Source organism: Pantanalinema rosaneae CENA516 (assembly GCF_050753385.1).
Taxonomy (GTDB): Bacteria; Cyanobacteriota; Cyanobacteriia; order Leptolyngbyales; family Leptolyngbyaceae; genus Pantanalinema; species Pantanalinema rosaneae.
Map to the genome: position 1 here is coordinate 40,155 of NZ_JBLZFZ010000034.1, position 21,672 is coordinate 61,826.

Annotated in this window: 19 protein-coding genes and 2 tRNA genes; 9 read left to right on the forward strand and 12 right to left on the reverse strand. The window is 50.9% G+C overall.

Annotation, left to right across the window (positions count from 1 at the left end; all coding sequences use genetic code 11):
* The 3 genes from ACN4EK_RS19160 to ACN4EK_RS19170 form a co-directional block, all read right to left on the reverse strand.
* Nucleotides 1–1,554: a VanZ family protein gene (locus ACN4EK_RS19160; RefSeq protein ID WP_431659758.1), complete on the reverse strand. Its 1,554-nt coding sequence runs from the start codon at nt 1,552–1,554 to the stop codon at nt 1–3.
* Between the two features lie 82 nt (nt 1,555–1,636).
* Complete coding sequence (cphA, locus tag ACN4EK_RS19165) at nt 1,637–4,372, reverse strand: cyanophycin synthetase (RefSeq protein WP_431659759.1); 2,736 nt, start codon at nt 4,370–4,372, stop codon at nt 1,637–1,639.
* A 251-nt stretch (nt 4,373–4,623) separates the two neighbouring features.
* Complete coding sequence (locus ACN4EK_RS19170; RefSeq protein ID WP_431659760.1) at nt 4,624–5,562, reverse strand: cyanophycinase; 939 nt, start codon at nt 5,560–5,562, stop codon at nt 4,624–4,626.
* Between the two features lie 309 nt (nt 5,563–5,871).
* Between ACN4EK_RS19170 and trmD the strand changes: the two genes are divergently transcribed.
* The 7 genes from trmD to folE all read left to right on the forward strand — a co-directional run bounded on the left by trmD (nt 5,872) and on the right by folE (nt 13,183).
* Nucleotides 5,872–6,567: a tRNA (guanosine(37)-N1)-methyltransferase TrmD gene (gene trmD, locus ACN4EK_RS19175; protein ID WP_431659761.1), complete on the forward strand. Its 696-nt coding sequence runs from the start codon at nt 5,872–5,874 to the stop codon at nt 6,565–6,567.
* A gap of 138 nt (nt 6,568–6,705) precedes the next feature.
* Nucleotides 6,706–7,776 (forward strand): hypothetical protein, encoded by a 1,071-nt coding sequence (locus tag ACN4EK_RS19180; protein WP_431659763.1) that lies wholly within the window; start codon nt 6,706–6,708, stop codon nt 7,774–7,776.
* Nucleotides 7,777–8,136: 360 nt separating this feature from the next.
* Nucleotides 8,137–8,832 (forward strand): aldehyde oxygenase (deformylating), encoded by a 696-nt coding sequence (locus ACN4EK_RS19185; protein ID WP_431659764.1) that lies wholly within the window; start codon nt 8,137–8,139, stop codon nt 8,830–8,832.
* 212 nt (nt 8,833–9,044) lie between these two features.
* Nucleotides 9,045–10,064, forward strand: a complete 1,020-nt coding sequence (locus ACN4EK_RS19190) for a long-chain acyl-[acyl-carrier-protein] reductase (protein WP_431659766.1) — start codon at nt 9,045–9,047, stop codon at nt 10,062–10,064.
* 275 nt (nt 10,065–10,339) lie between these two features.
* Nucleotides 10,340–11,320, forward strand: coding sequence for an acetyl-CoA carboxylase carboxyl transferase subunit alpha (accA, locus tag ACN4EK_RS19195; protein WP_431659768.1), 981 nt, complete (start codon nt 10,340–10,342; stop codon nt 11,318–11,320).
* A 361-nt stretch (nt 11,321–11,681) separates the two neighbouring features.
* Nucleotides 11,682–12,404 (forward strand): SDR family oxidoreductase, encoded by a 723-nt coding sequence (locus ACN4EK_RS19200; protein ID WP_431659770.1) that lies wholly within the window; start codon nt 11,682–11,684, stop codon nt 12,402–12,404.
* A 71-nt stretch (nt 12,405–12,475) separates the two neighbouring features.
* Complete coding sequence (gene folE / locus ACN4EK_RS19205) at nt 12,476–13,183, forward strand: GTP cyclohydrolase I FolE (RefSeq protein ID WP_431659772.1); 708 nt, start codon at nt 12,476–12,478, stop codon at nt 13,181–13,183.
* Between the two features lie 73 nt (nt 13,184–13,256).
* Here the strand turns inward: folE and ACN4EK_RS19210 are convergent, their stop codons facing one another.
* The 5 genes from ACN4EK_RS19210 to ACN4EK_RS19230 form a co-directional block, all read right to left on the reverse strand.
* The gene (locus tag ACN4EK_RS19210) at nt 13,257–13,505 is read right to left on the reverse strand and encodes a hypothetical protein (protein ID WP_431659773.1); all 249 of its coding nucleotides are present in this window, start codon (nt 13,503–13,505) and stop codon (nt 13,257–13,259) included.
* 170 nt (nt 13,506–13,675) lie between these two features.
* Nucleotides 13,676–14,158 (reverse strand): DUF3368 domain-containing protein, encoded by a 483-nt coding sequence (locus tag ACN4EK_RS19215; RefSeq protein ID WP_431659774.1) that lies wholly within the window; start codon nt 14,156–14,158, stop codon nt 13,676–13,678.
* The gene (locus ACN4EK_RS19220; RefSeq protein WP_431659776.1) at nt 14,155–14,436 is read right to left on the reverse strand and encodes a UPF0175 family protein; all 282 of its coding nucleotides are present in this window, start codon (nt 14,434–14,436) and stop codon (nt 14,155–14,157) included. Before ACN4EK_RS19220 ends, ACN4EK_RS19215 begins: the two co-directional genes overlap by 4 nt.
* Nucleotides 14,437–14,506: 70 nt before the next feature.
* Nucleotides 14,507–14,578: transfer RNA gene (locus tag ACN4EK_RS19225), tRNA-Thr, on the reverse strand.
* 66 nt (nt 14,579–14,644) lie between these two features.
* Nucleotides 14,645–14,726 (reverse strand) — tRNA-Tyr (locus ACN4EK_RS19230).
* A gap of 213 nt (nt 14,727–14,939) precedes the next feature.
* Between ACN4EK_RS19230 and ACN4EK_RS19235 the strand changes: the two genes are divergently transcribed.
* Nucleotides 14,940–15,329: a hypothetical protein gene (locus ACN4EK_RS19235; protein WP_431659777.1), complete on the forward strand. Its 390-nt coding sequence runs from the start codon at nt 14,940–14,942 to the stop codon at nt 15,327–15,329.
* A gap of 10 nt (nt 15,330–15,339) precedes the next feature.
* On the opposite strand, the gene ACN4EK_RS19240 is transcribed toward ACN4EK_RS19235, so the two are convergent.
* The 4 genes from ACN4EK_RS19240 to ACN4EK_RS19255 all read right to left on the reverse strand — a co-directional run bounded on the left by ACN4EK_RS19240 (nt 15,340) and on the right by ACN4EK_RS19255 (nt 19,905).
* Complete coding sequence (locus ACN4EK_RS19240; protein WP_431659778.1) at nt 15,340–16,119, reverse strand: SH3 domain-containing protein; 780 nt, start codon at nt 16,117–16,119, stop codon at nt 15,340–15,342.
* A 113-nt stretch (nt 16,120–16,232) separates the two neighbouring features.
* Complete coding sequence (locus ACN4EK_RS19245) at nt 16,233–16,940, reverse strand: SH3 domain-containing protein (protein WP_431659779.1); 708 nt, start codon at nt 16,938–16,940, stop codon at nt 16,233–16,235.
* Between the two features lie 170 nt (nt 16,941–17,110).
* A complete protein-coding gene (locus ACN4EK_RS19250; protein WP_431659781.1) occupies nt 17,111–18,193 on the reverse strand; it encodes a glycosyl transferase in 1,083 nt (360 codons plus the stop codon).
* A 41-nt stretch (nt 18,194–18,234) separates the two neighbouring features.
* Complete coding sequence (locus ACN4EK_RS19255; RefSeq protein WP_431659782.1) at nt 18,235–19,905, reverse strand: serine/threonine protein kinase; 1,671 nt, start codon at nt 19,903–19,905, stop codon at nt 18,235–18,237.
* Nucleotides 19,906–20,270: 365 nt separating this feature from the next.
* Between ACN4EK_RS19255 and ACN4EK_RS19260 the strand changes: the two genes are divergently transcribed.
* Complete coding sequence (locus ACN4EK_RS19260; protein ID WP_431659784.1) at nt 20,271–21,671, forward strand: TldD/PmbA family protein; 1,401 nt, start codon at nt 20,271–20,273, stop codon at nt 21,669–21,671.
* Nucleotide 21,672 lies beyond the last annotated feature (1 nt).

Below are 21,672 nucleotides of genomic sequence, written 5' to 3' on the forward strand. Positions count from 1 at the left end.
CTAGGGATGCTCTGATTCACTCGCTCGAATCTCCGATCGTATCGACTTTTGCGTGGCAAGACCGCGTGATAGCCAAAAGGTCGCGCTGACAATCAAGATACTCAGGAGTAAGTTGGCAAGCCGAATAGGGCGATCGCTTTGATCAGCCAGCCAGCTTTCTAGTACCAGAGGGGGAATCACACAACCCACACCCGTCAGCAACAAGCGCACCAGGGGCTGTCCTTTCGCACCATTCACCAACAAACGCAACAAAATTCCCATTGGCACAAAGGCTAACAGCGAGCAAATCACCTGATAATCAACCGGAGTCAGCAAAACCAGGAGTGGGTTCTCAGCCTGGTCTACATACCCCCGCAATGCTAACCCTGAGTAGGTCATGACCATCCGATGCGGTTGATCATCTGCCAGGACATTTGCCTTAAACCCTTGGGGTGGTGGTCTAAGCGAGGAGTGAAAATTCGTCGCAATCCACAGCAACAGGTTCGATCGCAGTTGAATCAAGCTAAAGTTACCGAGGAACGAATGATTGGTCAGGGACATAATCTGATTAAACCGATTAGGCAAATCAGTTTGAGGCACAGTAATGTTTGCCGCCACGGTCAGTTCTGAACTGGCTCGGAGACGTTGATTCAAGACGGTCGCTGGATCCGTCATTTCTAACCAATGTTGGGCTGAGATTGCCGCCCCCTGCGATGAGAGAGTGGCCGATGCGGTTTGATTCCCTCGCCAAACCAGATCAGGGGATCGACCTAGGCTATCGGTCAAACCCGATGTATTAGTCAACGGATAGTGCGCAACCAGGTGATCGCCGCAGGGCAGCATTGATTCAGCCTGGGTCAGAAATGGCGTTAAGGCACTGGCAGATAACGCCCGATCGCAAATCTGCACATTCCCGATCGTGCCCTCCCACGAGAACCGATGGGCAGGATCCGTCCCAATAAATAACCTGGCGTTGAGATCCCATGTGCGGAGGGTAGAACCATTCAGCCATCCCACAACCCCGATCGCTAACACAGCGTAGATCACGGAGGCAGCGGCAATCTGACGAAATGACAACCGCGATACCAATCGTTGAAATTGTTCTAGTCCCAGTTGGATCCAGTCCAACAACGGCGATCGGGCATACTTAAACGTCAGATAGCCAAGATAGCCTCCCAGGGTATTGGTCATCACATCCGTGAGAGCCGAGGTTCTATCACTCAGGAGAACCTGGAGACATTCGACCATCAACGATAGCCCCGCACCACAGCCCAGGACAATCAGCCACGTAGAACGGGATAACCATTTATGGGGCAATAGTTTGGCACTGACCCCAAACCCTAACGGCACAAATAGCAGGACATTAGCGATCAAGTCCACCTTATCAGTGGGATTAAACACAAACTGGCGAATCACCTGTCTAATCAGCAACACGTCGGGGATCCGCAAGCGAAACGGATACAGCGTCGCCACCAAAATCAGCACGACACTGAGAACAATGATTCTGTTCGCCCAGCGAGTGGCTAATTGATCAGCCGACACTCTGGGGGGGGCATGGTGGGGAGATAGATTCATAGCAGGTTAGGACAAGCGGACAACCCTAGAACGATCGAGTACCATCCGCCATCATAGTCAACACGTCAGTTTACCCGCCAAGCTATCGTCCGAAGTTCACATACTCTACAGAATCTTCATCCGGAGAACTGGGTTGGGGGGCAACCACATTGCCATTACTCAATGGCGGCTCTACTGTTGCTGGATCTGGTACCGCTTCTGCTTCCGCTAAGGGACGACGGGCATCAATTAAGCGCAAGGCACGCGTCACACTCTCCGGCAAAATCACCACCAAACTATTGAGTGGAGCCGCATCCAATGCCGTTTGGATCGCCGTTGTTTCATCCAGAATCGTTTCATAGCGACTATCTGGGCTGGCTTGCCGAATGCCTTCAGTAATTAACCGCGCCGCATCCCCCCGCGATCGCCCTCGGGTATCATCATCCTCTTTGACAAAAATGCGATCGAACATGCCTGCCGCTAACGTTCCTAGCATCACGAAGTCGTCATCGCGGCGATCGCCAGGACCACCCACAACCCCAATCCGTTCCCCTGGCCAATTCTTCACAAATCCCGCCAGGGCTTCATAACTATGGGGATTATGGGCGTAATCGACTAGAGCATGGTATTTACCCAGATTGACGAGATTCATCCGTCCCGGAGTTTGTTCCGTCGATGCCCGGAACGTCAACAGGGCAGCCCGGATATCCTCAATCCGCACCCCCTGGGCAAAGGCCGCCAAACTCGCGGCAAGGGCATTGGCAATCATAAACGGTGCCCGTCCCCCCAACGTTAAGGGGACATTGGCTGCCTGTTCAATCCGCAATGTCCAATCGCCTTTGAGAATCGAGAGATAGCCATTCTCGTAAACTGCCGCCAGCCCCCCTTTTTGCGTATGGGCTTTGATCAGATCAGACTGAGGATGCATCGAGAAATATGCCACCTGAGCCGTGACTTTACTCGCCATCGCGGACACCAACGGATCATCGGCATTCAAAATCGCATAGCCGTTGGGCATAGCCGTTTCAGCCACTACGCTTTTCACTCGCGCCATTTCTTCGATCGTGTCAATATCCCCCAGTCCCAGGTGGTCGGCGGCGACGTTTAACACCACTCCAACATTACATTCCTGGAACGCCAGACCCGATCGCAGGATGCCGCCTCTCGCACTCTCTAGTACCGCCACTTCCACTAACGGATCTTGCAAAATCAGTTGGGCACTCTGGGGGCCCGTGTTATCGCCCGGTTCCACCAAATAATCCCCAATATAGGTGCCATCCGTGGTCGTGTAGCCCACCACCTGTCCGGTTTGCTTAAAGATATGGGCAATCAACCGAGTGGTCGTGGTTTTACCATTAGTGCCTGTCACAGCCAGGATCGGTACACGGCTCGGAGTTCCGGCAGGGAATAACATATCCATAACCGGTTCCGCAACGTTACGAGGAATGCCTTCACTGGGGCAGACATGCATCCGGAAACCCGGAGCCGCATTGACTTCGACAATTACCCCATCCACTTCCCGCAAAGGACGGGTGATATCGGGAGTCACGACATCAATTCCGGCAATATCCAAGCCAATAATCTTGGCAACCCGCTGGGCTAACCAGACATTTTCAGGATGAATGTCGTCGGTACGATCGACCGCGATTCCGCCGGTACTCAGGTTGGCGGTGGCTCGGAGATAACAGACTTCCCCCCGGTCGAGCACCGTATCCACAGTTAACCCCTGGCGTTCCAGCAGTTGCCAACTGGTGCGATCGAGTTGAATTTTAGTCAGCACATTATCGTGCCCTTCGCCCCGCCGGGGATCTTGATTAGTAATTTCAATCAATTCTGCGATCGTCGAGCGACCATCCCCCACTACATGGGCAGGCACCCGTTCCGCTACGGCGACAACCTTGCCATTAATCACTAAAACCCGGTGATCACGCCCCTGGTAGTAGCGTTCCACAATCACCGATCGCGACACTTCCCGCGCCGCATCATAGGCTTCCTCAGCCTGCTGCCAATTCTCGATATTGATCGTAATTCCCCGACCATGATTACCATCTAGAGGCTTGATCACGATCGGATAACCACCCACCGATGCGATCGCTTCCTCCAAATCATCCAGGTAGTCCACCACCGTCCCACGCGGTACAGGCACTCCGGCTTCCCGTAGCACTCGTTTCGTGCCTTCCTTATCACTAGCCAGTTCTACGCCCAAAATGCTGGTGTAGTTGCTGAGCGTCGCTTGAATCCGTTTTTGGTGTACCCCATATCCCAATTGGATCATGGAGCGGGCACTCAGTTCAGACCAGGGAATGCCACGGGCTTCCGCTTCCTTAACTAAGGATTCCGTACTGGGTCCTAGAGAACCATCCGCCGCCAGTTGGCGTAGATCGGACAGATCTTGCTCCAATTCTTCGGCTGGATAGGTGCCGGTATTCACAATACTTTGACAGAGGCGAACAGCTGCCCGCGCGGCATAGCGTCCTGCCTGCTCGTAAACGTATTCAAACACCACTCGATAAATGCCAGGAGTCGAGGATTCTCGGGTTCGTCCAAACCCTGACTCCATCCCCGCCAGTTCTTGCAACTCCAGGGCAACATGCTCAATGATGTGCCCCATCATGGTGCCCTCGCGCACCCGACTGAGGAAACCACCCCGACAACCGGGAGAACAAAAATGTTCAACCAGGCTGGGGAGCACCTGGATTAATCCCTCGTAGAACCCTGGAATTTGGTTGGAGGGCTTATCGGCAAGATCCTCCAAATCCAGACGCATTACAATCAGCTTGTGACGACGAATACTCCAATAGTTAGGACCTCGTAATGTCTGGATTTTGAGAATCTTCATAAGCAATTAGCCATTTTTATGGAGTCACTTCAAATGCGAAACCCTGCTGGTGGTTGCGAGGGTGAGCACTGCCACTGTCGAGCAGATATTTTGATGCAATTATTCAGTTTCAAGCTCTGGGAGATCCGAGACTGTTCATCATGAACGATTTTCACGGCAGCCAGAGTGAATGAACGAGATTGAACTCAGCTTAACGAGAATTGCTCAGAATTGCAGCTATTCGCAGCAGTGATTTTCTTGATCTCAAACCCTTAAAACTTCTGGCGTTGGGGCGGCAAGGCAGTGCGTTTCCGGAGATCGAAACGATCGCCATAACTGAGGACATGTACCCGCAGGTTATAGATACTCAGCGGATCAGTCGCGCCGACATCCGGCTGATTCGTATAGGACAGGTCTTTGGGATCAATCACTGTCACTGTACCTTTACCAATCACCTGTAACGTACCATCCCCTTCAAACACGGCACAGGTATCTTCATCGATCCCTATCCCCAGACGATCGGGATGAGCCGCGATCGCACTCATTAACCGAGCCATCCGATTGCGGTTATGAAAGTGTTGATCCACCAACAAATCCGGCAAGATGGCTAACCCAGTGGTCATATCCACCAGCGATCGGTTCGGGGACTCCCCACTACCGCCCCCAGCAATCATGTAATGTCCCATGACTGCCGCCCCGGCACTGGTTCCCGCTAAGGTAATCTCCCCCCGTTGAGCCCGTTGCCGCACCATATCCATTAAGGGAGTATCAGCGAGTAATCCACACAGGCGCAACTGATCTCCCCCGGTGAGAAATACGCCAGTGCAGTTTTCGGCATAGCTTTGCATCAAGGGATCTTCACATTGCTCACGATCGCGGATATCCAAAATCTCGATGCCCTTGGCTCCCATCTCAGTAAAAATGCTGTGATACCGCTCTCCGGTCGCAACTGGTTCACGGGAGGCAGAAGGAATAATGGCAATCCGGGCATCCGTTGACCCTGAGCGAGTAAAAAAGCTGTTCAAGATCTCGCGCCCATGTACCTTATCTTCGGCTCCCCCAATAACCATAATGGCAGTTTTCGTTGACTGGGGCATTTCCTCTCCAAGGCGATGAAACTCTAGTTGCGGCATAGCGCTATTCCCCAGCGTTCGATGAAACCAACGCTCCAAAAGTTTGGTAAGTCGGGAAGACACGTCGTTGTTACTCATCCTAATCGCTGAACTGCCGATCGTCCGTTTTGGGTCAAGGCAACCAAGGCAACGCTATGCCTATCTAGACCAGATTACTATTTTGGTGAAACAGGCTCTACCCTATTTTTTGGCAAACCCCAAATTTGCCAATGCCTCTAACCTTGGAGCACCACTCCTTAATTAGGCATAATCTTTAACGATGAAAGCGTCGTTTAAACAACAAAAGTCCGCCGACCTGACTCATCAATTGCTCACCAAAACCCGTAAGATCTGATCTCCCCATCTGCCCGATCCCACCGATCTCCCCATCCTCTCCCTCCCTCCTCCATGCGTTTTGATATTGTGACTCTGTTCCCTGATTTCTTTACCTCACCCCTCAGTTCGGGGCTACTAGGCAAAGCCTTAGCCAAACAAATCGCGGCTGTTCATCTGATTAATCCACGCGACTTTACCACCGATAAACATCGCAAAGTCGATGATGAACCCTATGGCGGTGGTGTCGGCATGTTGATGAAACCAGAACCCATTTTTGCAGCCGTTGAATCCCTGCCCCAGATCCCACCCCGTGAAGTGGTGCTAATGACTCCCCAGGGCGAACCGATGCATCAGGCAATGTTCCAGAAGTTTGCGGCTAACTATCAACAATTAGTGATTATTTGTGGGCACTACGAGGGAGTAGATGAGCGAGTTCTGAATCTAGTTACACAAGAGGTGTCTCTGGGGGATTTCGTGCTGACCTGTGGTGAGATTCCTGCCCTAACGTTAATTAACGGGGTGACTCGCTTGTTACCAGGAACGGTAGGTAAAGAAGAATCTTTGAAAGCTGAAAGCTTTGAGCAAGAATTGCTCGATTATCCCCAATACACCCGTCCTCCGGTGTTCCGAGATTGGGCAGTTCCAGAAGTTCTACTCTCTGGCAACCATGCCGCGATCGCCAAATGGCGGCATGAGCAACAAGTTCAACGTACCCGCGATCGGCGACCGGATTTGTACCAACGCTGGTTAGAACGGCAGAAGCGGTGAGGAAGGTGAAGAAGGTGAGGAAACAGAATGCTCATCCCCCATCCCCCCATCTCCCCATCTCCTCATCTCCCTATCTCCTGCTGAACGATCGTCCATCCCATGCCATAATGATCAGCCTGTTGTCCGCAAAGGGTTTCGATGGTACAAGCTCCTCAGTCTCCGGCAAATCTTACTCCTGCACTTGATCCCGCCATGCTAGAGGGAGTTGACCTAAATTTCCAACTCCCCGATCCCGATGACGAACAGATTGCGGATCAAGAATTTCAGCACCGGATTGAGCAAGCTTGGCAAGTCTGCGATCGGTTTGATTTGCAAACGGATATTTGGCGGGGACGAATTTTACGGGCAGTGCGCGATCGGGAAAAACGGAATGGCGATGGGCGCGGGACAGGATTTCTGAATTGGCTCAAAGATCGGGAAATTAGCAAAAGTCAGGCTTACTCGTTGATTGAACTGGCGAATAGCGCCGATACCTTGCTGGAAGGTGGTTTTTTAGAATCTGAAGATGTTAACCAGTTCAGTAAACGGGCGTTTGTGGAAACAGCGCACGCGGCACCAGAAGTCCAACAAATGGTGAGTGATGCGGCACGACGGGGCGATCGCATTACCCGGCGGGAAGTCCGGCAACTTTCGGATGAGTGGACTGCGATGACCTCCGAATTGTTACCCACAGAGATCAAAGAAAAAGCGGCTGACCATACGATCCCCACCCGGTATCTAGCTCCCCTGGTGCGGGAAATGGAGAAGTTACCAGAAGCCCATCAAGCCTCACTGCGAACCGAGATTATCGAAAATCCTGATGTCGATACGCTAAAGCAGGTGACAGCAGAAGCCCGCTATTTAGCGAAATACTTAGAAGCGGCAACCAAAGTCGGAGCGTTAAACAATCAATCGCTTGATCTGGAACTGGCATTGGAAGAAGCTCTACGGATTGGTTGTCTCAGTTCAACGGCCGACATGGTGAATCAAGCGGCGCAATTAGAACAATTGATTGTCAAGCTATTCATGACCTGGAAGCGACTCAATGCCCTCTCGGAACGGGTTTATCTGGATAGCGGTGCCAGTACCCCCCATCTCCGTACCTTGCTCAGTTGCCTGAATCCTCTATCCGGCGAGGTGCTGGAAACCCCCCTCGATAGCCTGGGAGAACGAACAGTACGACTGAAAATCCTCTCTCACCTGGAAGACATTTCGTTGGAAGCTAATTAATTCAGGCACATAACTTGGTAAATTGCCAGACTCTATGGTGTTGCTTGACAGTCATTATTAAGTTAAATGTACGAGATGGATAAAGAATATGTAGAATCAGGAATGACTTCTGGCGATCGCGTAACCCCAGGATCAACTCCCTGGATCAACTTAATCAGGGAACCTTGAGGCTGTCATCGGCTTCAGGTTCTGGCTTGCAAAAGCGCGAAATTCTACCATGAATTTTAATTCATTGTAAGAAAGCGCTACAGTGATACAAGCAGAAACGTTAAGTTGTTCGTTACGTTTACCCCCATTCCTTATCCCATCGTTCCTATGCCGATCAGCGATCGGCAACATTCTTCGAGGAGAAAGTAATCTATGCCGCAGCTTGAGGCTACTGTAGCAATCGACTTCCATAGCGAGAACTACCGCGATGCTTACAGCCGCATCAACGCCATTGTGATTGAAGGCGAGCAAGAAGCTAACGAAAATTACATCAGGTTGGCTGAATTGCTACCAGACCACAAAGATCGGTTGATTAGTCTAGCAAAAATGGAAAGTCGGCACAAAAAGGGCTTTGAAGCCTGCGGACGTAATCTCGATGTGACTCCCGACATGGAGTTTGCCCGCAAGTTTTTCTCTAGATTGCATCAAAACTTTCAGGATGCGGCGGCTCAGGGCAATATTGCCACTTGCTTGCTGATCCAGGCGTTAATTATTGAGTGTTTTGCGATCGCCGCCTACAACATCTACATTCCCGTTGCTGACGATTTCGCTCGCAAGATTACTGAAGGCGTTGTGAAAGACGAATATACTCACCTCAACTTCGGTGAAGAGTGGCTACAAGCGAACTTTGAAGCCGTCAAAGCGGAATTAGAAGCTGCCAATCGGCAAAACCTGCCGATCGTTTGGCAAATGCTGAACCAGGTCGAAGCGGATGCTAAAGTTCTGGGCATGGAAAAAGAAGCCTTAGTCGAAGACTTCATGATCCAGTACGGCGAAGCCCTCGGCAACATTGGCTTCAGCAACCGGGATGTCATGCGGCTCTCGGCAATGGGTCTAGCCGCTGCCTAATTGCAATTTCCTCGATTAACAGAGGCATTCTTCGGTAGAATGCCTCTCAACCCCCTACTAATGCCTGGTTTATTCGTATCTCTAACAATCATTTTGATCATTCAGCAAATTTGAAGCTGGTCGCATCAAGCCCATCCGTCGCTTGCTTGTGACAATTTGCTGATGTTTAACGTGCCTTTAAACAAGCTCAATACAATTTATCCACGTCATTCATGTTTGGTCTTATCGGTCACCTTACCAGTTTGGAACACGCTCAATCCGTTGCCAAAGAACTTGGCTACCCAGAATATGCCGATCAAGGTTTAGATTTTTGGTGTAGTGCGCCACCTCAAATTGTCGATACCATCCGGGTAACGAGTATCACTGGGCAGACGATCGAAGGCAAGTATGTCGAATCCTGCTTTTTGCCGGAAATGTTAGCCGCCCGCCGCATTAAAGCCGCCACCCGCAAAGTGATTAACGCGATGGCACATGCTCAAAAACATGGCATCAACATCACAGCCCTAGGCGGATTTTCCTCGATTATTTTTGAGAACTTCAACCTGGAGCAAATTACCCAGGTTCGTAATGTCCTGTTAGACTTCCAACGGTTCACAACTGGCAATACTCACACTGCCTACATTATTTGCCGTCAGGTCGAACAAGCTGCTGCCCAACTAGACATCGATCTGTCTAAAGCAACGGTTGCCGTTTGTGGTGCTACAGGGGACATTGGCAGTGCAGTGTGTCGCTGGCTGAATGTTCGTACCGATGTCGAAGATTTATTGCTGATTGCTCGTAACCGAGAACGGCTGCAAGACCTGCAAGCCGAATTGGGTCGCGGCAAGATTATGGATTTGCAGGAAGCCCTACCTCAAGCCGATATTGTGGTTTGGGTTGCCAGTATGCCGAAAGGAGTCGAGATTGATCCGGCGGTGCTTAAACCCACCTGCTTGTTGATCGACGGGGGCTATCCCAAGAATCTCGGTACCAAAATTCAGCGCGATGGAGTAGTTGTCCTGAATGGTGGCATTGTCGAGCATTCCTTAGACATTGATTGGAAGATCATGTCGATCGTCAACATGGATGTACCCGCCCGTCAGTTATTCGCCTGTTTCGCGGAATCAATGCTGCTGGAATTTGAAAAATGGCATACTAACTTCTCTTGGGGACGCAATCGCATTACTGTGGAGAAGATGGATCAAATTGGTCAAGTTTCTGTGAAGCATGGCTTTAGACCCTTGTTAGTTTAATCACTGATTCACCAGAAACTAGCTACTGTGTATACACATCTTCTCTGGAGCCTAAAAATCCTGCATTTTGCCCCCCTAGCCCCCCAATTCTGGGGGGAACCAACCATTCAAAGTCCCCCAGAATTGGGGGATTTAGGGGGCAAAACAGGTTGCAAGTCCGATCAACTCAGACTTGTGTATACACCGCATCCAGAACTAGAGAGAGGTTAGGAAGCAATCATCTCTCAGTTTGAACGATCGCATATTCCTCCACATCCCATTTCTGTCCCTAACCTATGGCACCCACTGAACGTAAACCGATCCTGCTCGACTTTGAAAAGCCATTAGCCGAACTCGAAGCTCGCATCATTCAAATCCGGGAACTGGCAGAAGAAAATGATGTCGATGTCTCGGATCAAATTCGCCAGCTAGAAGCCCGAGCAGTCCAACTACGTCAGGAAATTTTTAGTAGTCTGTCGCCAGCGCAACGGTTACAAGTTGCCCGTCATCCCCGTCGCCCCAGTACCCTGGACTACATCCAGGCGATTAGTGACGAATGGATGGAGCTACACGGCGATCGCGGTGGCAACGACGATCCGGCTTTGGTGGGTGGCGTTGGTCGGATTGCTGGCAAACCAGTCGTCATGCTAGGACACCAGAAAGGGCGAGACACTAAAGATAATGTGGCACGCAACTTTGGCATGGCAGCCCCCGGTGGCTATCGCAAAGCCATGCGGCTGATGGAGCACGCCAATCGCTTCAGTATGCCAATTCTCACCTTTATCGACACGCCCGGAGCCTGGGCAGGGATGGAAGCTGAGAAGTTAGGTCAGGGCGAAGCGATCGCCTATAACCTGCGCGAAATGTTTCGCTTAGATGTCCCGATTCTCTGTACGGTGATTGGCGAAGGCGGTTCCGGAGGCGCATTAGGAATCGGTGTGGGCGATCGCTTAATGATGTTTGAACATTCGGTTTACACCGTGGCGACCCCCGAAGCCTGTGCCGCGATCCTGTGGAAAGATGCGTCACGCGCTCCCCAGGCGGCAGAATCCTTAAAAATTACCGCTCCCGACTTGAAACAATTAGGCATTATTGACGAAATTCTCCCCGAACCGATCGGCGGTGCCCATGCTAATCCATTACAAGCTGCCGAAACGTTAAAACAATCGATTCTCCATCATTTAGATGAACTGGGCGCATTAACCGGGCAACAACGACGTGATCTGCGCTACCAAAAATTCCGGGCGATCGGGGTTTTTGCCGATATTCCTGCCTAAACTTGCGGTTTTCCGACAACAGGCGATTCTGAGTGATATAATCAAATCAGTAACAAATGTTCACAATTCTGGTTGCGCTGTAGAGCTTTTCCCATTGAAGCTGGACTTGCCATCAAGGTCATGCTTCGAGTCAGCTCATCTCAGTGAACCATCCCGCAACTTGACATTTGAATCTGGATTTGATCTTGCCTATTGACCTGTCACTGGCTCGGGTTAATCATCCCAGGATGACCGAATCCCATTTCTAATCGGCGCTTAATGGCTGACTCAGTCTGATTCGTTAGCCTGAGAGCAGGTCAGAGCAATTTTCAGCGCTTTCATCACTAAGCATTCACACAGACTGTTGATCTTGGGCGGTTCCATGACTCCTCAAACAGAACGGTATGCCCTCATTACAGGGGCAAGTAGTGGTATTGGCAAAGCAACTGCCCTAGCATTTGCCCAGGCAGGGATTCATCTGGCTTTAGTCAGCCGCAACCAAACGCAACTGCAACAGGTAGCGGAGCAAGCCACGACCTTTGGAGTCAAAGCTCACATCTATCCCGTCGATTTAGCTAACCTGACTCAGGTGCGGCAAACCATCGCCGCGATCGATCAGGAGTCCGCGATCGACATTCTGGTTAACAATGCTGGCATGGCATATACCGGAGCCTTGGCAGAGATGTCGCTACCAGACTGGCAACAGGTGCTTGACCTGAACCTGACCAGCGTTTTTCAGTGCATTCAAGGAATTTTACCAGGAATGCGCCAACGGCAACGCGGCACCATCATTAATGTTGCTTCGATCGCCGGACATCAAGTTTTTCCGGATTGGGGGGCATACTGTGTCAGCAAATTCGGTTTAGTGGCTCTCTCCAAAGCCCTGGCAGCGGAGGAGCGTTCCCACGGCATTCGGGTAGTAACCATTTCTCCCGGCTCGGTCAATACCCCACTTTGGGATACCACAACCGTTAATGCTGATTTCGATCGCACTCAAATGCTAACCCCAGAAATCGTGGCTCAGTCCATCCTCTACGCTGCCCTTTTACCTGAAACGGCTGTGATTGAAGATCTGACACTCATGCCCAACGCTGGCACATTCTAGTCCAGTTCAACTCATCGATCACTCAGCCGAGTTTGTCCACGTTCGTATCTCACTTACCTTCAACTTAACTTATGACTATTGCTGCTTCCAACGGTGCCAACGGTGCGAAATCATCCTCACTGGAAACCGCGACCACCCTTCAGACCCGCCCCGATCGCAATACCCTGGACGGACACCAAGAACCCAAGCTCCATCCTCCCTCTGAAGCTGACCAAGCCGAGATGATGGATGCGGTCAGAACAATTCTCTTAGGAGTTGGAGAAGATCCCGATCGTGAAGGTCTGCTGAAAACCCCGAAGCGGGTCGCAGAAGCTATGCGCTTCCTCACCAGTGGCTATCAGCAATCTTTGGAAGAACTGGTCAACGGTGCCATTTTTGACGAAGGTCATAATGAGATGGTGTTAGTGCGGGACATTAATGCCTTCAGTTTGTGCGAACACCACATGCTACCGTTTATGGGTCGGGTTCATGTTGCTTACATCCCGAACCAAAAGGTAGTCGGTCTGAGTAAACTCGCCCGGATTGTGGAAATGTATTCCCGGCGCTTACAGGTGCAAGAACGGTTAACTCGGCAAATTGCGGAAGCCGTACAGACCATCCTGGAACCTCAAGGGGTCGCCGTTGTCATGGAAGCCAGCCACATGTGCATGGTGATGCGGGGGGTACAGAAGCCCGGTTCCTGGACGGTGACTAGCGCCATGGTTGGCGTGTTTCAAGAGGATCAAAAGACACGGGAAGAATTCCTCAATTTGATTCGCCACCAACCATCGTTCTGGTAAGCCAACGATCGCCGTCAAATTAAATCTCTAACAGAGCAGGAGTAGCCACGATCGCAGGCACTCCTGCTTTGCTTTATGAACCCGCTTCTTCTTGCAGCAATTTGTCTTTGGAGTCAGCCCAGTAAGCGCTGTAGGTGTAGACCTCCTGGTTGCCCTTCTCCTCCGTTGCCCAGCGATAGATAGCTGAATTGGGGTCAACACCAATCTCTAACAGTTTCGCCCCCATATAGTATTCCATCTGGCGTTTCGTCATATCCTTTAACGCTGGCGGTTTCCGTTTATCAACAGTACGCGACAAGTGCGCCTGCGTATGCTTTGCCATAACCGATTGCTCCTCATGTACAATGCCATTTCCCTGGCGTTATTTAGCGTAGCGTACACGCCCAGAGATAGATCATGGAGGTACTTCCTTCCCCAACCAATTGATGTCTCTTCAACTCAATAAGTTGGTTTTTCCAGCACTTCTGTCAGTCTTTTGAATCGTTGGATGACTTAACTTGGGGGATAGTAACGTTCCAATATCTGCTGAATCAACTGCTGAGATACACGAAATGTGGTTTGCTGTAGTTGCTCTAATACAGCAGGCAAATCGAGCCAACCTAATCTACCGGCTTCTTCCAAAATTCCTAATACCCCAATTACCCGTAAACCACGCGATCGAGCAATTCGTCGTCCAACGATCTCATCAACAATCAGGCAATCTGCCCCAAGCTGTTCAACAAGTAAAATGGCTGATTGTTCTCCCCAATCGAGAACTTCCAATTCGGCATCTGGTTGCAGATAAACTGATTGAATTTTTAACCAAGCAGGTGGTTGAGCGATCCATTGCTGTACTTGACTAGGCGAACGCACATCGGCTAACTCATCTTGAATGGCTTGAGAAATCACGACCTCACCATAAAGCTGAGGCAACAGACCAATCTGTCCAATTAAAATTAAGTAACAGATGGGTGAAGTATCCGCAACCACAATCATGCTAGCAACTTGCCTGCATTCCTCAGTTGCTCATGAGTTCGGCAATCTGCTTCTAGTTCAGATTGATCGTAGTGAAGGAATATGCCTTTTTGTTTGAGCCAGGCATCCACTTCTAGACGGGTTGCAAAACCAAGTAGTTGCCGTACCTTTCCTGCACTAATAACTTCATCTTGGTAGGCTTGAACAACAACCATCTCCAAGATTTGACGTTCCAAACTGCCCCATTTGGCAGCTAAATCACGGGCAATGTCATCGGGCAGAGCAATTTCGATTTGCATTTCTTTCGAACGTTGCTGGTATGAATGCTGCCTACCATGCTAGCGTATCGCTTAGAACGAACAAACTAAGAGCCCTTGACGAGGATTGAACTCGTGACCTCACCCTTACCAAGGGTGTGCTCTACCACTGAGCTACAAGGGCAAAAGACCAAACAGAAAGGTAAAAGCAATTTCAGCAATCACTTCTACCTCTTGCTGGTTACGTGGATGGGCCGGGCTGGATTTGAACCAGCGTAGGCGTAGCCAGCGGATTTACAGTCCGCCCCCATTAACCACTCGGGCACCGACCCGCTCACCCACGGATATTGATAGTAACGGAGAGAGTGGGTAAATTGCAAGCCCAATCCGCCATTTTTTTGAAAAAAGTTGCCGTGATCGCTCCAACCCCTTGTAGCAGAGGACTTTACAGATTTCCTGAGTACAATTCGCTACTACCTGCCTATTCAAGGCAGAATGGGTAATACAGCAAACAATTCAACATCCAGGTTTTGTGGCGAACCTCCATGCTCGATGAGATATTCCCCTTCAGAATTGTGTTTGACCCCACCGCGATCGCCGGGGCTACCCTCTGGTCACTGGCGTTATATCTGGGACTATCTCCCGTCAGCCATTGGGTGATGGAACAACTGAATCGGTGGTTTAACTTTGCCGAGCGATCGCTCTACACATCAGAAGCCGAATTTGAACGCACCCGCAAAGGTCGAGAAGCCCAAAATGCCTTTTATGCATCACTATTTAGCATCGTGCCGTTCTTGGTACTGGGGGGCTTTTGCAACTATGGTGTTGAACTCACGCTAGGGCAAAGTTGGGCAATTAGCATGGGGATGCTTGCCTGTGTCGCCTGCGGTATTTATGAATTGGGACGGCGGGATGGTCAGCCCCCTCAGGAGTAACTGACTGACGTTATTGAATTTGCACTGAGAACGCATAATTGTAGCCCCGGAAGTTAGAGTCGAGTTGAAAAATGTATTCTCCGGTTTGGGTGGCTTGACCAGACCAATCGGTGCGGCGATCGTCCGGGTCTTCGGTCAAATATTTGCCATTGGGGGCAATCACGGCTGGAAACGCTCCGGCTTCACGGGTGACCGTAATCGTTTGTCCTTGTTTAGCTTGCAAGACATAGCGATGAGAGCCTGTGCCAATGAAGCGATCGCGAATCATCACCTGATCCTGCCCCGCCGCAAAACTCACCTGTTCTAGCTTCTGGTTGCAGCCGGTTTCTGTGCGGTTCTTGGCAATCCAGCCGGACATCGGCACACTAATTTGCAACCAACCATCCTGTTCGCGCTCCACCGTTACGAACTCCCCATTCCGCAAAGTTCCGACAATCTGACTCCCTTCTGTGGTCGGTTGAGAGCGGATATTCAATGGCGCGTCTGGATCATTAACCTTTGCCATCGTCATTTCACAGGACTTGATTTGCCGAGAAGCCGTTGGCGCACTGGCGGAAGTAGCTCCAGGCGTAGCGACCTGAGGGGAAGATAGCGTAGTCGGGGTAGGTGGAGAACCAGAAGGAGCAGCCGTCGCCGGAGGAGAGATGGTTGGGACAGCGCTCACCTCAGCCGAGGGGGTAATAGTGGGCATGGTGCGAGGTGAAGATTGCACTACGGTATAGGTAATGCCTGCGATCGCGGCGAGGGAAGCAGCACCAGCAAGAAAGGGAACAGACGACTGGAATTTCATAAAAATAACCAATAGAGAGATTCGAGAAACAGCCTTAGCCGTAGTTGATAGCCATACGCTCTAATTACTCTGTTACATCGATCTGACCTAAAAAAACGGACGAATTCAAGAATTTAATGTTTCGATCGTGCCTCTAGACCGCTATTCGTTTTTTGCGCTTGAACCTGAATTGCCTGCCGGACGATCGGCGTTAATTTAGCTTTCCAAAACCGATTCTCTGGAAAGTCTTTAACTGTATTCATCACATCCTGCCAGCGACCATCCCGTAGGGCAGTTTGAGCTTTGTAAAACTGGGCTTCTGCCCGTTGCCAATCCTGTTGCCACTGGTTGAGCGCCGTTTGCGCGTCCGGATAAATCGGACTATCGGCAGGTACCATTTTTGCCAACGCGATCGCCGCCGTTAGATTCCCATTCTGGTAATGTTCCGTCGCTGTAGCAAAAGCCCGATTGCCCTGATCAGAAATTGGAGAAATTGCCCCAGAAAGCTGGGCTTCCGTTGGCAGCACACAACTCGTGACGGTGTATTCTTTGTAAACCCAACCATCGGTGGGAGTGCTAATGCGTAACCAGCCCTGATTTTCATCCACCACCGTCAGGAGCGTACCATTGTTAATCTTGCCGATGATGTTATCACTCGCCACAACAGGACTGGAGCGAACATTCAGCGGTGGGTTGGGATCGGTCGCGATCGTCTGACACACCATGGCAGCAGCGGTAGTTTGGGAGGTGTGGCGTTGCCAAACTAATAGACTCATGCCCGCGATTGCACTCAGAACTGCTGCACCTACTCCTACCCCAAATGCTTTGGGATTGTGCTTCATATCATCACTCTACGAGATGCATCTATAGCGTTAAGATGCCCTACTTCACGCCATTAAATTGACTTCAGAGAAAACTTGTCGTTATTCAGCAAATTTTCTCTCGCTCCACACTCCACAATGATTCTCATAGTAGCTGATTCGGAATCGAGCGGACTGAGTGGGAGGATACCTTACTGGGTTTGAAAAAAGTTAATTACGGCTTGTGCGATCGTCTCGTTGCCATTGCCAGGGACAGAATTGGGCTGGCGAGCTGCCTGAAGGGGTTGCTGTAAAAATTGCCAATCTCCCGTAAAAAACTCGGCGGGTGAGAGAATTTGATGCGGGACATGCTGCTGAATGCCTTCAATTAATACGGATGCTTCCGCAAAATCATCCCGCGTGATGGACAGAATGGGTAGATTTAAGCGGCACGCCTCAGAGAAGGTGCTGTAGCCTGGTTTTGACATCATCCGTCCACAAATCGGCATCAAATCCACCGGACGATACTGATGATCCGTTATCCGGAGCAGATTGGGAAGATCGGGTGCATTGCGATCGAAGGTAATAAATTGCCAATCAGGAAACTGCTGCACATTCTGGTACGGAATTTGTTCTAATCCCAACCCACCAAAGGTCATGAGAATCGTTTGTTCCTGTGGAGTTTTAATCCCCCATGTTTGCCGCAATTCCTCCACTGAGTAACGGGGTGTCCCGCCAGTAAACCCCACATCCTGCACCTGCGGAAACGCAGTCATCGGTTCATGTAAGGGCAGGCGAAATAAGCGATCGCACTGCTGAAAGCAATCGGCAATCCAATCCGCGATCGCGATAAATCCGCCTCCCCAGGGACGATAGATAAAATCCCAACCAAAGTTACTCATCATCCACACTGGCACACCAGCCGCATGGGAGATCGGCACAGCCAGGGGAGGAATATCCGCTAACACTAAACCCACCCGATTCTGCCGAATAAAATTGACCTCTGAAGCGATCAGGCGGTGCTGCTGCGCTTTGATTTGTTGCAACTTTTCCAGGGTGGCAGGCTGATCCATCTTCAAACTATCACTCTGCACCACCCCCACATCAAAAGCCCGGGGACGCAGAATGAAATCCCCCGGAATATAAGCCTCCAGCAACCATCGGGGAGCCGTTGTCACCAAAATCAGCAACATCTCTGGGCATAACCGTTGCATCTCTGCCACCACAGCGGCGGCTCGGGTCGCATGTCCAAAGCCATGATTGGTAATTGCGATATAGAGAATTGGTTGCGGCATTGCTGTCCTGATCAGTAAATGGCTGGACGTTGATTCAGACGCTAATGCAGATCGGCATCCCACACACCGATGTAGATACGATCGCGTTCATTGCGTTCAATCACTCCTTTTAAATTACCTTTCCTGAAGGAATAGTTATTCGATCGCCATTGCCACACATCCATCAATCCCTGGGTGATCGTGCGATCCATCTTGCCATCTAACATTGCCGTCAAGGTTGTTTGCATGACTGAGCGATCGATAGCTTGCGAAAACGAGGCTTCACTTTGGCGCACCTTACCCGTATCGTTGTCATACAGAAATCCCAATGTGACTTGATTGGGCATTAACTCATATAAGACCGATCGCGTATTGCCCCAATACCCATAGCTGGATTTAGTCGGCTCCCCTAGCTGTTGCCGAATGGCATCCTCTGGAGTTCCAGTGGGAAAACCAGGGACATTAGGTACATCGACAGGTAACGCATCCGTAGGATTCTGCATTGCCATAGGAGTTCCAGACACCTGAGGAGGTGGGGTTGGCACAGACACCGGCTGAGTCGGACTCGGGGTGGGTGTTGGTAGCGCTGGAGGCTCGCTGGCAACCACCGACGGTAGTGGAGTTGGGGATGGCTGTCGCACCACGGGTACCGAGTCAATTGGATCTGTGGTTTGACGGGAGTAAAACCAAGCCGCTCCTGCACCCGTTGCCACTGCACTCCCGATCGCGGCTAAGCCAACCCAGAGCCAGGGTGATACACGGCTGGATGGCAGGCTAGGAGGAGGTAAAACTTGCGCTGCCGTACCATTGCCAGCCTGAGGAGAGTAGTAACCCGGACTAATCGCCACGGTTGCCATCCTTGAGGTCGGTGTTTGCTGCCCAGGCGGCTCGCCAGTGGTCGGCATTTTTACCTTAAAGTCTGACTCGGGTAACAGGGTCAGCCATTCAGCGATCGTTGCCGGACGATATTGCACATCCACCGCCATGCCTTGCATCACGGCTTGGTTAACGGCAGCACTCAACTCAGGGCGTAAATCACGCGGAGCTGGCATTGGTTGGCGATCGCGCAGGACTGAAGCCACGGGTACGGCGGCGGTCAACAGAGCATACAAGGTTGCCGCTAACCCATATACATCCATAGCCGGAGTACGTTTTGCCTGCGCCATATATTGCTCGATCGGGGCATAGCCCGCCGAAATGATGCTGGTGTGGGTTTGGGTCGCACCCAGGGTAAATTCTCTGGCAATACCAAAGTCAATGAGCACGACATCTTGAGTGCCATCGCGCCACATAATATTTTGGGGTTTGACATCCCGGTGTAATAACCCGCTTTGATGCACCACTTGTAAGGCTGCCGCAATTTGCCGAATATAGTGAATCGCCGTAGTTTCTGATAATGGGCGATCGGGAAACACCACCTCCTCTAATGTTTTCCCCGGGATATATTCCATCACTAAATAGGGCAATCCATCTTCAAGAAAGAAATCATTGACTTGCACAATGTTGGGATGCAGACATAATGCCAGTCGTCGCCCTTCATCCTGGAATTGCCGTTGGATCAGATCAAATTCTCCGGTGGCTTGAGAAGCAGGATTCAAGGTTTTAACTACAACGATTTTTTGCAGGTAATGATGGGTGGCTCGAAATGTAATGCCAAACCCACCTTGACCCAAGACCTGATCGAGTGTGTATTTACCACCTTGTAATACTTGACCAACAAAGGCGTTGTTCATGAATCCTCGACAACGACATCAACCTCTAAGCAACTTGACCAAAATTGCTTGTTCACAACAAAAATCGGCGCTTGGCGCAGAGATACTCCCACCTTTCGCTAAGATACCGTCTGTTTCCCAGAAGCGACATCTTTAATCAGACAACTTCTCAGAGACTTTAGCTTTAATGGCAAGTTTTCGGACAGTTTATTTGGCGATCGCATTTACTCTCGCAGTACCTTAATTTGGAGGAACTGATAGCCACCGAATTTGCCCATTGTGGCACGTTACCCAGGTCGCGATCGGTTCCCCCCACTGCGATGTCATTGGCAAGCGGGGACGATTAATTGCAGAATAAAGGCAGTTCATTGCCCTGAGGTTGGTTCATGGCTACTCTTCCCCCGAATGTTAAGGATCTGCTAGCTGACCTGATTGCCCGCTATCGCTCTCAGGTTGACTATCTGGCAATTCGGCTAGAGGCAGCCGAAGGTGCAGATATTTTATTTCGAGGTAATAAAATTGAAACCCTGAGTGAAGGGATTGCGATCGGGGGACATGTGCGAGCCTGCCACAAAGGCGGTTGGGGATTCGCCAGTTTTAACCAGCTTGCTACCTTAAAAGATCGGATTGAAGAAGCGATCGCGGCAGCCCATTTAGTCGGGGATGAAGAAACCCTGTTAGCCGAGGTTCCGTCGATTCAGGATACCTGCATTCTGCCGTTGTCTGGTACCGATCCCCGCCAAGTCCCGTTAGCGGATAAAAAAGCCCTATGCCAGCACTATGGCGAAATTCTGCGTAGTCTCAATTCCCAAATTGCCACCATTTCAGTGCGGTATGGCGACAGCGCTCAACGGGTGATTCTCGCAACCTCAGAGGGCACATTACTGGAGCAATCCTGGGTAGACATGGAAATGCGGTTCGCGGCTACGGCTCGCAATGGTGAAACGGTGCAGACCGGACGAGAAACCACCGGATCGCGAAAAGCGTATGAGGACTTACTCGGCTTAGATGAACAGGTCCGCAGTGCTGCCCAACGCGCCGTTGATTCACTAGCCCTGCCTCCCGTCAAAGGCAATACCTATACAGTAGTGATCGATCCGATTCTGTCGGGATTATTTGTGCATGAAGCCTTTGGGCATTTGTCGGAAGCAGACATGGCTTACGAAAATCCCGATTTGCTGGAAACCATGAGCATTGGGCGACGATTTGGCTCCCCGGAACTGCAAATCTTTGATGGGGCAGCCCCTGCCGGACATCGGGGCAGTTACTTTTATGACGACGAAGGTACACCTGCCACCACAACTCAGTTAATCCAGGATGGAGTGCTGGTGGGACGGTTACACTCGCGGGAGACGGCAGGCAAGCTAGGCGAAGCAGTAACTGGCAATGCCCGATGTTTGAACTACCATTACCCCCCGATCGTCCGGATGACCAATACCTGGATCGAACGCGGTAAAACTCCGGTCAATGATCTGCTGAATGACATCGAAGAGGGGGTCTACGCCCGCAACTGGCTGGGTGGCATGACCAATGGCGAAATGTTCACCTTTGCTGCCGGAGAAGCCTGGATGATCCGCAATGGCGAGATTGCCGAACCCGTCCGGGATGTCACCTTATCCGGCAATGCGTTTAAGACCCTGGCAGACATTGAAGCGATCGGCGATGACTTTTTCTGGGATGAGTCCGGCGGTTGTGGCAAGGGGGGGCAAAGTGGCTTGCCCGTCGGCTGTGGTGGGCCCAGTCTGCGGATTCGCAATGTCGTGGTGGGCGGCGAAGCGATGGATTAGC

What these genes read in the sequence shown, in the direction of transcription:
- ACN4EK_RS19160 (WP_431659758.1), bottom strand. Translation starts at nt 1,554, where the DNA reads ATGAATCTATCTCCCCACCATGCCCCCCCCAGAGTGTCGGCTGATCAA.
- cphA (WP_431659759.1), bottom strand. Translation starts at nt 4,372, where the DNA reads ATGAAGATTCTCAAAATCCAGACATTACGAGGTCCTAACTATTGGAGT.
- ACN4EK_RS19170 (WP_431659760.1), bottom strand. Translation starts at nt 5,562, where the DNA reads ATGAGTAACAACGACGTGTCTTCCCGACTTACCAAACTTTTGGAGCGT.
- trmD (WP_431659761.1), top strand. Translation starts at nt 5,872, where the DNA reads ATGCGTTTTGATATTGTGACTCTGTTCCCTGATTTCTTTACCTCACCC.
- ACN4EK_RS19180 (WP_431659763.1), top strand. Translation starts at nt 6,706, where the DNA reads ATGGTACAAGCTCCTCAGTCTCCGGCAAATCTTACTCCTGCACTTGAT.
- ACN4EK_RS19185 (WP_431659764.1), top strand. Translation starts at nt 8,137, where the DNA reads ATGCCGCAGCTTGAGGCTACTGTAGCAATCGACTTCCATAGCGAGAAC.
- ACN4EK_RS19190 (WP_431659766.1), top strand. Translation starts at nt 9,045, where the DNA reads ATGTTTGGTCTTATCGGTCACCTTACCAGTTTGGAACACGCTCAATCC.
- accA (WP_431659768.1), top strand. Translation starts at nt 10,340, where the DNA reads ATGGCACCCACTGAACGTAAACCGATCCTGCTCGACTTTGAAAAGCCA.
- ACN4EK_RS19200 (WP_431659770.1), top strand. Translation starts at nt 11,682, where the DNA reads ATGACTCCTCAAACAGAACGGTATGCCCTCATTACAGGGGCAAGTAGT.
- folE (WP_431659772.1), top strand. Translation starts at nt 12,476, where the DNA reads ATGACTATTGCTGCTTCCAACGGTGCCAACGGTGCGAAATCATCCTCA.
- ACN4EK_RS19210 (WP_431659773.1), bottom strand. Translation starts at nt 13,505, where the DNA reads ATGGCAAAGCATACGCAGGCGCACTTGTCGCGTACTGTTGATAAACGG.
- ACN4EK_RS19215 (WP_431659774.1), bottom strand. Translation starts at nt 14,158, where the DNA reads ATGATTGTGGTTGCGGATACTTCACCCATCTGTTACTTAATTTTAATT.
- ACN4EK_RS19220 (WP_431659776.1), bottom strand. Translation starts at nt 14,436, where the DNA reads ATGCAAATCGAAATTGCTCTGCCCGATGACATTGCCCGTGATTTAGCT.
- ACN4EK_RS19235 (WP_431659777.1), top strand. Translation starts at nt 14,940, where the DNA reads ATGCTCGATGAGATATTCCCCTTCAGAATTGTGTTTGACCCCACCGCG.
- ACN4EK_RS19240 (WP_431659778.1), bottom strand. Translation starts at nt 16,119, where the DNA reads ATGAAATTCCAGTCGTCTGTTCCCTTTCTTGCTGGTGCTGCTTCCCTC.
- ACN4EK_RS19245 (WP_431659779.1), bottom strand. Translation starts at nt 16,940, where the DNA reads ATGAAGCACAATCCCAAAGCATTTGGGGTAGGAGTAGGTGCAGCAGTT.
- ACN4EK_RS19250 (WP_431659781.1), bottom strand. Translation starts at nt 18,193, where the DNA reads ATGCCGCAACCAATTCTCTATATCGCAATTACCAATCATGGCTTTGGA.
- ACN4EK_RS19255 (WP_431659782.1), bottom strand. Translation starts at nt 19,905, where the DNA reads ATGAACAACGCCTTTGTTGGTCAAGTATTACAAGGTGGTAAATACACA.
- ACN4EK_RS19260 (WP_431659784.1), top strand. Translation starts at nt 20,271, where the DNA reads ATGGCTACTCTTCCCCCGAATGTTAAGGATCTGCTAGCTGACCTGATT.